We start from the raw sequence: 13435 nt of genomic DNA, 5'->3' as shown, positions 1-13435 counted from the left end.
GCAATCAGTGTGATCCTTACCTCGTCCATGGTTTTGTTTGGGGTATGGATCTGCAGCGGATTATGATTTCAGATTATGAACCCGTTCTGTACACTCTCCATACCACTCCGGTATTCGGTATAAAGGCATCTGCATTTCCTGTAACATTTAACCCCATATCCACAATATACATTGCTCCGTCAGGTCCAAATATAAGATGCGACGGTCTCTCCAACCCTCCTCCATTTGATAAGGATGCCGGAAAGCCGGTGTTATTAATTGCAAACGTACTGATGGTTCTGGATCTCATATCAATTTTTGATATCCTATGCCCTGCACTGGCATAGGATATGGAATCACCTACCTGTGTATGTATGGTACTGCCATATTCTGCTATGTAAACATCCCCATAGGGACCAAAGTCCGCATTATAATTAAACTCAAACCCTCTTATGGAAGAATTCGGCGGAAATGAAACATAAGGTCTTGGAGGAACATTTGGCTGATTTTTAAACAGAAGCGTTGGCTGGATCCCTCCTCTTGGTGTAAACCGCGGCGAGTTTACCGCCTCCCCTCCGGAGTAATCCGGCCATCCATACCATAGATTGGGGGTAATATAATAAAAATCATCCGTGGCATTTTCAATCGGTCTGCTCCCGATGGGATTATAGCCATTGTTGACTGCAAACAACTGACCGTTTATATCAAATTTTAAGTAGGATGGATTCCGGAAGCCCCAGGCAACTTGTTCCAGATTTGAACCATCGAGATTTGCCCTTAGGATGCTCCCTGAAGCTTTAATATACTTCTTTCTGATTTCATATGCTACATTAGGTATTCCATAAGGAGAAAAACCGCCCGTTGTTGCAGTAGCATTGGGCAAAGCCTCTGTCAGAATATTTTTTGACTCAAAATTTTGACCGTAGAGCATGACATAATCACCGGTATAATCACATAGCAGCGGGGAAGCTATCACCCACTTGTTATCATTTCCGACAACGCCGCTGTTGGTAACAGTTCCTTGGCCGAAATACAGTTTATTATCAGGTGAAAAAGTAACGGGACTGTTATAATTATCACCATTACTGGGCAAACCCATAATGATATTATGTCTCGTACCGTCTCTGTATATTTTAGTTACATAACCTCTATGTGACACATATATGACACCGTTTAAATAATTAATGCCCGATATGGGAGCAACGAAACCTTCCGCAATCGTCTCAAAGTGACCGTTGACCATCTGCAGCACTCTGGGATTTCCAGTTGCTAACCCAGAATCAGCAATCAAAATATCTCCATCCTCATTAAATACCATTCCAATTGGAGAATCTAAGTTTTTTATAAATGCTTCAATACCATAACCATGGACAATGTAAATATCTTCTGGATTTAAATATCGTTCCCCTAAGGGATCGATTTGGTTACAAGAAAGAACTCCTCTGCTATTTTTATCTTGAAACATTAACTGCACCAGGAAATTTTTTTACTACATTATATTCGGATTTATTTAAATTATACAATTTAACCAGGCAGCAGGGATTCCTGCAGATTTTTCAATCAATCTTTTATAATAAGCCGTTGATTCATTTATTTTTTTATAACTTATACCAGCATCTCTTGCCCTGAAATTCCCGGTTCTGTCATGGAATAGGGATTTAATATCTTTCCTAATTTGTCCTCTGACAATATCCCATCTCTTAAAATAAGTTCTTTTACAGAGGCACCGGTTTTAATTGCTTCCTTTGCAATAACTGCGGATTTTTCATAGCCGATATGGGGGCAGAGTGCCGTGATGATTCCCACACTATTTTCAACCATACTTTTGCACCTTTGAACATTTGCAGTAATCCCTTGGATACAGTTGTCAACCAGCGTACTTACTGCATAACTAAGAGTTTCTATGGATTGAAAAAGATTATAAAAAATAATCGGTTCAAATGCATTAAGTTCCAACTGACCTGCCTCTGTTGCCATTGTAATTGTCATATCATTTCCAATGATATTAAATGCAACCTGGTTTACTACTTCCGGAATAACGGGATTTACCTTTCCCGGCATTATGGAAGAACCATTTTGCTTTGCCGGAAGGTTAATCTCGCCTAATCCTGCTCTTGGGCCTGATGACATCAGCCGAAGATCATTGGATATCTTTGAAAGATTAACCGCACAAGCTTTCACCACTCCTGAAACAAACGTGTATCCATCCAGATTCTGGGTGGCATCAATCAAATCATAGGCCTGAGTTAAGGGAAGACCGCAAATATCGGACAGTATTGTTATAACCTTTTGTGAATACATAATATCAGCATTCAATCCTGTTCCTATTGCAGTTCCTCCCAGATTTAAGGAACTCATCTCTTGTTTTGCACTTTCCAACCGTGAAATATCTCTTTTAATTGCAGCACTGTATGCTCTGAATTCCTGTCCAAGCCGAATCGGAACTGCATCCTGCAATTGGGTTCTTCCCATTTTTATAACGCCGTCAAACTCTTCCGCCTTATTTAACAACGCATCGTATAAACGTGTTAATTGCAACTGTGCTTTATTTAATAATTTCAGAGAAGTTATTCGGCCGCAGGATGGAAAGACATCATTTGTTGACTGGCCGTAATTGACATGATCATTGGGATTGACTATGGAATAATCCCCCTTATCTCCCCCTAATAATTCTATGGCCCGGTTTGCAATCACTTCATTCGCATTCATATTTAAAGAAGTTCCTGCCCCTCCCTGTATGGGATCTACGATAAACTGGTCATGCATTTTACCGCCGATTATTTCATCACAGGCTTTTACAATTGCTTCTGTTATTTTTTTATCCAGATGTCCCACTTCACAATTTGTGATTGCAGCCGCTTTTTTAATCTGAACAACGCTTTTAATCAATTCCGGATGCATATACATACCGGTAATATGAAAATTTTCAGCCGCACGCAATGTCTGTACACCGTAATAAACATCCGCCGGGATTTCTTTGCTGCCAATAGAGTCATGCTCCATTCGTACCTTTTCACTTTTTATCGTATCTGCCATTCTTTTATCCCCTATAATTTTTTATTGACTTTATTATAGGTTATGCCTATGATTTAATCAAATATATATATCTTTATAATAATTATAGATATTTATTTATATGTCAGACATATCTGCATCCTAAAAACAGCCAGATAACAAATTTATATTTTATGAATGAAAATTGGAAGACAATTATTTTTAGAGGCAAAGAATATATTTACTTCTTATATTCTGCCTCCTTTCATTACAGCTTGCATCTCCGAATAAACGCAATACCGGTTACGTCCCGTGTTCTTTGCCGTATATAGTGCCTGGTCCGCTCTTTCGATATATTCCGTCAACACTTCATCCCCTTGAGGGATTCCGTATACAACGCCGATACTGACCGTAAAGGAAAACTCAGGCTTGTCCTCATAGTGGATACTGCATATCTTGGTCATAATACGCTCTGCCATACTTCTTGCAATATCTAAATCGCTTACAAAAGAAAAGATCGTAAATTCTTCCCCGCCGTAGCGGCAAACAATGTCATTTTTACGTACGCAGGACTGTAATACCTGTGAGCACTTCTTGATCACTTCATCTCCAAAAAGGTGCCCATATACATCATTGATCTCTTTGAAATGGTCGATATCGCAGAAAAACACGGCAATATTCCTATGCTGTTCCCTCGCATCCTCAAATTCTTTATTCGACTTTTCCATAAAGCTGCTCCGGTTCAGCAGGCCCGAAAGCTCGTCTGTTGTTGCCATCTTGCTGAGCAGCGCGTCGGCTTTTTCCTTGGCAAGAAGCAAATAAAATGATTGCCCATATAGCAATAAAGCAATCATAGATAAGAATGTCATGGAATGCAGGAAGGCATTGGTAAAAATATCGGCCTGGGGCGTTGCCATTGTATAAATGGTACTCGGCAGCAGGAACATGAGAAATATCAGATACAAAATACCCATTATCCGCTTAAATGCATTGGCCTTCTTGCTGGTTATGAGCTGGATATTGGAAATAAAGATGAGTGAAAATACGCCTATTGATGAGTAAATGATGCGGTTGGCAGGACTATGGAACAGGTACTCCACAAGGACAAATACTATAATCGATACACTCAACATTGTGCGCAGCACAAAGGTATTGCGTTTATTTGCAGTATTGGCTAACTGCTGAATTGCGACAGATTCAAAATACGAGCCGGTCAGCATGCATACGTTTCCAATAACAATGGAAGCAAAATCACTTACATAACCGCGCAATATATAGAGAAGAAAAGCAAGTGCCTGGAGTAATCTTGCAAGCACATATATGTTTAACCGCTTGCTTTGTGCATTATATAAATAGATACGCTCATAGGTTAGAATCTGAATCACTGCGGTCAGGTTTCCCATAAACAGTACAACGATCAAGGTTCTGCTATCCAGCGCAAAGGCTTTATGGAACATTTCCGGCAATACAACACCTCCTTACAATCGGACAAACTTTATTGGGGATTGGGGACCGTCCGATTTTTTGCTTTATAGCTGTTTGGTTCGCCTATCTCGTGCCGGCCCCCCCCTATGGACTTTTTTACGATGTCCGAGCTGCATGGCCCCATGAATTCATGAGACCTTCTAAAAACTGATCCTTTGACATCGGTCTATGAAAATAGTAGCCCTGAATACAATCGATCCCCAGATCCTTACAACGGGCCAACTGCACCGCATCCTCAACCCCTTCGGCGCAGACCTTTAGATTCAGGGTATGGCCAAGCTCTGTGATCAGCCCAACAAAATGATGAGAGTAAGTATCGGTGGTAATATCTTTAATAAAGGAACGGTCTATTTTAATAATATCCACAGGCATGGTTCGCAGCATGTTCAACGATGAATAGCCGGTACCCAAATCATCCAAAGCAATTCTGATGCCCAACTTACGCAGTTCGATGCAGGTGTTACGGATTCTTTCAATGTTCGCCGCTGCCAGACCCTCTGTAATTTCCAGAATTATATTTTGAAAGGAAACTCCCACGTCACTCAGCAACGTTTCAACCCTTTTCGCATAATCTAAAAGTTGAAATTGCCGTATGGACACATTAATGCTGATGGAAAATTCCGGATCTATCATGTTATTTACCGTTTTGCAGAATATGGCGGCATTTTGTAAAACATAATCGCCTATGGGCACGATCAATCCATCCGCTTCCGCCAGCGGGATAAAATGCTGAGGGGGGATCCTGATGCCCTTATTACTGGTAAAGCGCACCAAAGCTTCCGCACCAATCAGCTTATCTGCTTCGGTATGGTAGAGTGGCTGATAATTCAACTGAAAGCCCCGATACTGATTGGAAATAGAATCACGCAACATTTTTTCGATCTCCTGATGCCGCAAAATAACATTGGAGATGTATTCCGATTGTTCCTGATATAACAGGATACTGTTTTTCCCGGAACCCTTGACCTGATACATCACATTGAATAAATTCCTGTAGATTTGCTCTACACTGTTTCCATGGTCGGGATATTGAACCGCAGTCATGCTTACAGTGCAGTACAGGGTTTTTTCATCAACCTGCCACAATGACTGGCAGCGTTTGTAAATGGTGTTTGTTACCCATGTTAATTGCTCCTCGTCGCCATAGGTATTCACCAGTAAAAAAGAATCTGTTCCAATCCGAAACAGGGAATGACGCTTGGAAAAGGTATCCGCCAAATAATTGGAGATCACCGTAATGAGCCTGTCTCCCGTTTCAAAGCTGTATTCCCGGTTAATCAGCCTGAAGTCATCCACATCAATCATAATGACATACCCTTTTTGGCCCGATTTCTCCGCATTCAAAAGCGCAGTCCTCATATAACATTCAAACCGGGGCCTGTTCGGCAGCATTGTTCTCCAATCATAGTCGATTAAGGTATTCTCCTCCGGAAACAGCCGTGGGAGGGAGGGGATATTCTGCTGCCTGACCAATTTCTCAATTTTTTCAATGAGTTTTAAGGTCCCGTGGGAAACCTCAGATAAAAAATGGAACAACACGTTTTTGGACAGGCTAAGCCTGGCGCATTCTCCCAGCCATAAAATTCCGTAATATCCATTTTCATTTTGCAATGGAAATGCATAAGAGAATCTTTGTTCACTTACAGGGTTGGGGGTTTCTGTGATGAACCAGCCCTGCCTCTGAAATTGGCAGATAATATCCAAATTTAAGTTATATTGGTATGGATTGCTGTCACAAAGCTCCCCAAAATTGCCTGAATACTTCCATTCACATACAATGCTTGCTTTTGTCTCATCTTCATGACCCTTCAGAATAACTACCTGTGCTGCGCAAAGATAGGTGCCCACCAGTTCTAAGATCCTTTTGATTGCCTCACCATTTTCCCCATACTCCAGCACTTCAGTAATTGAGCGTAAAACCTGTTCTTCCTCCTTGAAATCGCCCTCCAGAGTCCAATCCTCACACTTGGCATTCCCTTTCATGTGCCCCTCCTATTGTATGTACGGCATATGATGGCAATACAGGCAGTTCAACGAACGCCCCACTGCCGTCAAGCCCAATATTTTCCTTTGTTCAAGCCCAATGTTTTTCTTTACTGTTGTGACGCCTGTACCAAAACAAAAAACTCGTCATCACTGAATCTTTTGGACGGATCCAGAATCAAAAAACCTGTTGGCAGTTTACATGCAATGCTGAAATTCCCGAATTTTCTCATATCAGATTCCTTCTTTCACATCAATTTTTGTTTTGGTCTGTTGCTCACCCACATTTACCTGTCATCGGCAAAACTATGCCAATTTTCTTGCCGCGAATCTTGCCATTGACCTTTTACAGACGAATCCCTGGGGATAGATATCATTATAAATTATACAAGGTGAAACCGGCAAAATTTATCCTCGTAGTAAACGATGAAAATTTTGATGTAAATAGTCGAATTTTGTCTACGGAGTTTCGCCATGCAACTGGCATTGGGGGACAAGCACCTTTGTTCGAAAGATTTTCCTCCCTGTATCCACGTCACAGAGTATAATACCGCCCTTGCTTTCCACCAGCTCTTCCACGATTTGCAGCCCCAGGCCATGTTCTTCTTTATTCTGCTTTGTACTTTCAAACCAGTTATTTTCAATACACATGTCCCCGTTAAAGGAGTTCACAACATCCAGCAGAACCCACCCTCTTTCGCTCCGGGTACTGATTTTGATAAACCGTTTTTTTTCAGGCACTTTTTGACAGGCTTCCACTGCGTTGGCGGTAATATTGGAGAAGATGCGAAAAGAGTCCAGGGGGGTAAGCTCGGTATGCCTTGGTACGGAAGCCATAAAGGAATAGCGGATGCTGTTTTCCTTGCATAACAATGCTAAATCCTGAAGCACTGCGTTGAGCGTGGCATTGTCGGAATACTCCCTATAGGCCTGTGACAAATGCTGCGTTGTTTGGCAGGCTTCATCCAGCATTGCCAGCGCTTCTTCATATTTTTCTGTGCCGATTAAAGTTTTAAGGGTTCTCATGAGCGAAATGGAATCATGGCGGAATGAGCGGAAAGCTTCTGTACTGGCATGGTGGAAATTGTAATGCCGCAGTTGTATTGTCAGTTGTTTTTCCAGAAGCTGGGTGTTCTCCTTGTATATGGTTAAACGAACTGACCGTATTGCCTGATAAATGGAGTAAATCAGCATCACAAGTGTGAACAGGCTTCCGGCCAGCGTAATTCCTAAGTACCACATAACATGAGGTTCAAAGAGCCCCCCCAAATTCATCAATGCAAAGAAAGGAACGGCCGCCCAATCGTAAATGACAATGGACTTTACCTTCTCTTTATTCTTTAAAAAAAACCGAATATTTTTATCAGGGAGCAGTGTCCGGCGGAGAATCTGAAAAAAAGCAAGGGACAAGAGGCCGGCCGCCATGGTCATTGCATAGGGATATTTAGAAAACAAGGCAAAGCTGGGGCTGCTTTCCTGAGAAATCCACGCCCAGATCGATGTGATAATCCCCCTGAAGGAATAGATGGTCAGTACACCTAATCCTCCGGCATAGAGCGCCTGTAAAAAGGACATTTTAACAGCGAACCAAATCCCGCACGCCATAAAAAGCATCAGCAAGGGAATGTTCAGCCAGTAGAGTCCTGCATAATCCAGTATGACGCACCCCCCTGTTACGAACACAAGAGATAATGCCATTTGAGGATACCTGCTTCCCTCTCTGGGGAAAAGGCTTCTGTAGTACAGTAAAAACACAAAATAATAAATGATAATGCTGATCGTAGCAGGATAATTCATCTCTTTTCTCCTTAACACATAAAGATGTGGTTGCCTGATATGTAGTCTGCAAAGGCTCTCTTCACAGGAGTCATATAACTGCTTCCAATGGGGAGTTCAATTCCAGACTTTAAAATGACCACTCGGGCACCGAATTTGGCGACATAAGAAAGATTCACCAGATAGGAACGATGTGTGCGCAAGAAATCCTTGCCCTCCAAATGCATTTCCAACTGATTCATACTTGCGTAAAACTTAATCGGAGCTTTGCCTTTCCCATGATGAATCATCATGATGCGGTTCATAACTTCAAAGTATGCAATTTGCCGGACGGGAACGCTGGTCCGGATGCCATTGAACTCGCAGATAAAGAGTTCTTCCTTTTGCCGGATCACACGGCTTACCGCACGCCGGAATACCTGTTCAAACATGCTGTCCGATACCTGGCCCTTGAGAAGATATTGAACGGCATCCACATCAAAGGCTTGATTCATGTAATCCAGGCTGGCTGTTAAAAAAACGATTTGTGCATAGGAGCCGCAGTCACGCAGATAGCGCGCCGCTTCCATGCCATTGACCTTATCCATGACAATGTCCAGATAAATAATATCTACATGCCGGTGAAATTCACAAATTTCTACAAGCATTGTTTCACAGTTGCTGAAGCATGAAAGCTCTACCTGAATTTGATTTTTTGCCGCAAGCTGCAAAATTAGATTTGCATATTGTAGAATATCTATCTCGTTGTCATCGCATAAAAATACCTGCAGCATCGGTTCACCTCCCTTAAAGATATAGCGGCTGAAAAAAAGAGCCTTATTTTTGTTCTTTTTACACCTTGCAAATCCATTCATTTTCCGTATATAGTATAAATAGATGTAAGGTTCTTCTAATGTTGATGGGGTAAATATCTTAAATTTTGGTGTAGACAATCTATATCCCACTTTAATGCTCTTATTCCTGTTATATAAATAAAAGTGACATTTGGTTTAGGCGGTGTATTCTTCCCTCCTAAATGCCAAAAATACTTTTATCCCCCGGGACTAAAGGCATTAGCACGATACATTATAATGCAGTTACCATGTTCAGGTCAATATCAACATTACTTATACTAACGGTATAAGGAGGTGCTGAAAGTGAGTGAGAAAAAAGATATTAATGTGCATATTGGGAAACAAATTAAAATAGCCAGGGAAGCTGCCGGCTATATTCAAGACGATTTTGCCGAAATGATTGGAATGAGTCCGAAAAATTTATCAGCTATCGAAAGAGGCGTAGTTGGTGCTTCTGTATCCATGATAAAAAAGATATGTAATACCCTCTCTATTCCCAGTGATTTTCTGCTTATGAGCGAACCGGATCCTGTTGATGCTGAAAGGCTGGACTTTTTAATAAAACGCATGGAACACCTGTCCCCGGAGGAATTTGATATCGCTTTTGCTATCATGAACAATCTCTTTAAAGCTTTTAACTTGGAGCATAGTTAAAGAAGCCGCTCTGGTTCCTTTTCCATAGAGGCTTGTTTTTTGAGCCGTACAATTTACCCATAGTTTTTGGACCTGTCAAAAAAATGGCGTAGCCTTTACGCTACGCCACTCTCTCAAAACTGCTTCTATACTTCTTTACAAAGGACTGCCTAAAAGCGTCGTATTTTTCCATGCTCCAATACAGCCCCTCCTTGACCTCAGAACCGAACCAGAGAAGATGAAAACAACTGAAAAAACGCTGATATTTAAAATTATCCCTCCGAAAGAATCATCTCTGCCTGCCACATATCCGCATATTTTCCGCCTTTGCGCAGCAGCTCCTGATGGGTTCCTGATTCAGCAATTTTGCCCTTATCAACAACAAGAATCCGGTCAGCGCCCCGCACAACAGACAAGGTGTGGGCAATCATAATAACGGTTTTCTTTCTGAAAAGCAGCCGGGCCACAGCCTGCTTGACCGCCAGCTCATTTTCGATATCTAAATTTGCAGTTGCCTCATCCAGAAGCAGAATCGGGCTGTTTTTCAGGATTGCCCTGGCAATGGACAGCCGCTGGCGCTCCCCGCCGGACAGAAAGTTCCCATTCTCGCCGATTCTTGTATCATATCCTCCCGGCAGCTTTTCAATGAATTCATGGCAATTGGCCTCCCGGCAGGCGGCTTCCACTTCAGCGTCGGCCGCATCCGGGCGGGCATAACGGATGTTGTTGCGGACCGTATCATCAAAGAGGAAAACATCCTGATCCACCATGGAGACCAGTCCCAGCACCTGAGCCGCCTCCACGTCCTTCACAGACCTTCCTCCAATGGAGATACTGCCACTCTGCGGCTCATAATATTTTGCGATCAGATTCAGTATGGTGGACTTCCCGGAGCCTGAATCTCCCACAACTGCGGTGAGTTTACCGTCCTCTGCGGTAAAGCTGACTCCACCAAGCACCGGTTCACCGGGATTGTAGGAAAAAACAACATCCCTCATGGCAATTTCAAAGGAACCAGGAGAAAAGCCGGAATTACAGCCTTTTTCCTCCTGCTCTCCCATCAGCCCTGTAATCTGGTTGTGGGAAATCATCATGTTTTTGTAGCTGGTCAGATCGACAAAAATGGTTCCGCACAGCTTGGAAAAAAACAGAGGGAGCATGCACAGCAGCAAATAGGCTACGGTGTCCAGGGTTCCGTTGATCCACTGGAAGGAGGCTGCCCACATGGTCAGCGGCAGGGTCATCCAAAGCAGAATAGAGTATATAAACCCCACGGGAATTATCTTTGCCTCATAGTAGAAGCTAATGTCACTGAAAGCCTTCATTGCTGCAACAGTGGTCCTGTTCCGGGCGCCTCCAACGCCGTAGGCACGCAGCGTCTGAATTCCTGTCACATACTCTACAATGCTGCTGACCGCTTCTGCGCTGATGGCATTCTTTTGAACGCCATACCTGTTTACCGCACGAAAGGAAAGCCACATGGCGGGAATTAAAAGCAAGCCCCCAAGGAGCAGGATCAATCCGGCAGGAATCCAGATACTGCCCACGAACCCAATCAGCAAGGCGCAAAGGGTGATGTTTTTCGCAAGATCTCCGGTCTTATGGGTCAGGATTTTCTCATAGCTGCTGACATTGGCTGTCAGCGTATTGACGTACTGCCCCATCTGCCCCTGAGAAAACCGGGCCAAAGGAATCCGCCGCAGCTTATCGCCCAGAAACAGGCGGATCTCCATGCTTACGGCAGCACCTCCAATCTGTGCCCTTACATAGCCGGTACTGTAAATGATAAGCCTCAACACAAATATTGACGCCAATCCTCCGGTAAGCAATCCAATCCGGTTCATATCCAGACTGCCTCCACAAAGCGCCTGCATCACGGCGTAGAGCAGCATGAAATTGCTGCCGGACAGAATTCCCTCCACAACGTTAAACACCAGACCAATCTGAAAGTCTCTGTTTTTTCTCATGGGATTTGCCTTAGTTTGCATGAGCCCCACCTCCTTTCAGCCGGTATTCGATCTGCCGTGCTGTTTCATAATCACTCCACACCTTTTGGTAATAAGCGCTGCATTCCAGCATTTCCTCATGAGTTCCTGCGTAGGAAATTGTCTGGTTTTCCACTACTGCCACCTGATCGCATAAACGTACGGCACTTAAGCGGTGGGCAACCACAATTACGGTTTTCCCGCGGCAAAGATTCTGAATCGCCCGGTCAATTTCCACCTGATTTTCCGGATCAGCCGCCGAAGTGGCCTCGTCCAGAATCAGGATAGGGGCATTTTTTAAGATGGCTCTCGCTATGGCAATACGCTGTTTTTCACCGCCTGAAAAGCGGGATCCAAAGCCGCCCACCTTTGTGTCATATCCTTCCGGCAGAGACATGATGAAATCATCGATCTGTGCTGATCTGGCTGCCTCCCGTACCTGTTCCAGAGTCGCCTGGGAACCCATGCGGATGTTTTCCAGCACACTTTCCCGTGTAAGGAAGGTTTTCTGAAACACGATGGAAATATTTTTCAAAAGTGTTTCATAGTCAATGTCCCGGACGTTTTTACTGCCGATCAGCACCTCTCCTTCCTGAACGTCATAGAAGCGGGAAATCAGTTGGATAACGGTGCTTTTCCCCGCGCCGGAGCCTCCCACAAGGGCCAGCTTCTGCCCTGCCGGAAGCTTAAGGTTACAGTCACGCAAAATATCTGTTTTCCCATCATAGGAAAAACATACATTTCTTAGTTCAATACTGCAGTCTTCCGGGAAATCGCCGCCGCTTTCAAAGGCCGGAATATCCAGAATATCCTTTGCCTTGCGAAGCCCGTTGAGCACCTGCGCAAAGCTGCTGCCCAGCTCCTGTAAAGGGCGAAGCTCCGTTAAGTACAGGGAACCCACAAACGCAAACAGCAAAAATGCGCTGGCAGACATAGAACCCTTTAAAAAGAACATGCCCCCTACAGGCACCATAAGCAGCATACCGCATTCCACAATAATGACAAACGCCGCATACAGCGGCCCCATCTTGCGGGACATCTCATTCCATACGTCATTTTCCTCACGGATGGCGTTAGAAAACTTCTGAAATGACCGGCTCCCCATGTTATAGGCTTTGATCAGCTTCATACCGCTGATGTACTCGATGGTCACGGAATTGAGAGCCGCAATTGCCAGGCCTGCACGCCCCATCATGCCGCCGGACCGCCGGAACATGGCTGTCATCACAAGCAGCGAAAAGATGAGAGGAATCAGGGAAAGCAGTGCCAGAGGGATATTGACTCCCAGCAGATAGATAAAAATTGCCACAGGACCTACCAGATAGTAAACCAGTTCCGGCAGATTGTGCGCCAAAAACAGCTCCAGCTTTTCGATATCCTCGTTCATCACGGTTTTAAGGCTTCCTGTGCTTCGCTCACCCAGGGCTCCTAAGGGGACCCGGGCCAAATGCTCCGTCACCATGCACCGACCCGAAACAGCGCCCCATAAGCGCCCTTATGGGAAAGCACGCCTGCAAGTCCGAATAAGGTAAAGCGGGCGGTTACCGCCGCCGCGGCCATCAGAGCGCACTGCACAATCACCTGCCGTGTACAGGTATCCGTAAGCACCGAATCCATGAGGCGGTAAAGGGCAAAATACGGAACTGCCGTACACAGGCCGCTGAAAAATGCGACCAATACCGCCAGATACAGGTAATATTTATCCCGTCCCGCCCATTTTATCAGCAGGAAAACAGGGTTTTCTTCTTTTTGTTGCATGAAATTTCC

9 protein-coding genes and 1 pseudogene are annotated in these 13435 nt (G+C 44.0%); 1 reads left to right on the top strand and 9 read right to left on the bottom strand.

The genetic code is table 11. The features are described 5' to 3' along the window. Positions 1 to 73 precede the first annotated feature (73 nt). From ACYVD3_RS03675 to ACYVD3_RS03645, 7 genes are all read right to left on the bottom strand, one after another. Complete coding sequence (locus ACYVD3_RS03675; RefSeq protein ID WP_460641156.1) at positions 74 to 1444, bottom strand: PQQ-dependent sugar dehydrogenase; 1371 nt, start codon at positions 1442 to 1444, stop codon at positions 74 to 76. A 140-nt stretch (positions 1445 to 1584) separates the two neighbouring features. After that, positions 1585 to 3015 (bottom strand): aspartate ammonia-lyase, encoded by a 1431-nt coding sequence (aspA, locus tag ACYVD3_RS03670; protein ID WP_460641155.1) that lies wholly within the window; start codon positions 3013 to 3015, stop codon positions 1585 to 1587. Positions 3016 to 3221: 206 nt separating this feature from the next. Next, on the bottom strand, positions 3222 to 4430 hold the full coding sequence (locus ACYVD3_RS03665) for a GGDEF domain-containing protein (RefSeq protein WP_460641375.1): 1209 nt from the start codon (positions 4428 to 4430) through the stop codon (positions 3222 to 3224). A 124-nt stretch (positions 4431 to 4554) separates the two neighbouring features. After that, positions 4555 to 6441, bottom strand: a complete 1887-nt coding sequence (locus ACYVD3_RS03660) for a putative bifunctional diguanylate cyclase/phosphodiesterase (protein ID WP_460641154.1) — start codon at positions 6439 to 6441, stop codon at positions 4555 to 4557. 110 nt (positions 6442 to 6551) lie between these two features. Further along, the gene (locus ACYVD3_RS03655; RefSeq protein WP_460641153.1) at positions 6552 to 6674 is read right to left on the bottom strand and encodes a hypothetical protein; all 123 of its coding nucleotides are present in this window, start codon (positions 6672 to 6674) and stop codon (positions 6552 to 6554) included. A 226-nt stretch (positions 6675 to 6900) separates the two neighbouring features. After that, positions 6901 to 8238, bottom strand: a complete 1338-nt coding sequence (locus ACYVD3_RS03650; protein ID WP_460641152.1) for a sensor histidine kinase — start codon at positions 8236 to 8238, stop codon at positions 6901 to 6903. Positions 8239 to 8249: 11 nt separating this feature from the next. After that, the gene (locus ACYVD3_RS03645; protein WP_460641151.1) at positions 8250 to 8990 is read right to left on the bottom strand and encodes a LytR/AlgR family response regulator transcription factor; all 741 of its coding nucleotides are present in this window, start codon (positions 8988 to 8990) and stop codon (positions 8250 to 8252) included. 363 nt (positions 8991 to 9353) lie between these two features. Between ACYVD3_RS03645 and ACYVD3_RS03640 the strand changes: the two genes are divergently transcribed. Next, entirely contained in the window at positions 9354 to 9704 is a 351-nt protein-coding gene (locus ACYVD3_RS03640; protein WP_460641150.1) for a helix-turn-helix domain-containing protein, read from the top strand. 251 nt (positions 9705 to 9955) lie between these two features. Here ACYVD3_RS03640 and ACYVD3_RS03635 read toward each other — a convergent pair whose 3' ends face one another. Beyond that, positions 9956 to 11671: an ABC transporter ATP-binding protein gene (locus ACYVD3_RS03635; protein WP_460641149.1), complete on the bottom strand. Its 1716-nt coding sequence runs from the start codon at positions 11669 to 11671 to the stop codon at positions 9956 to 9958. Next, positions 11661 to 13426, bottom strand: a pseudogene (locus tag ACYVD3_RS03630) (ABC transporter ATP-binding protein). Before ACYVD3_RS03630 ends, ACYVD3_RS03635 begins: the two are co-directional and overlap by 11 nt. Positions 13427 to 13435: the final 9 nt, after the last annotated feature.

Source organism: Lacrimispora brassicae, assembly GCF_054772055.1.
This window is presented reverse-complemented; position numbering and strand designations above follow the sequence as displayed.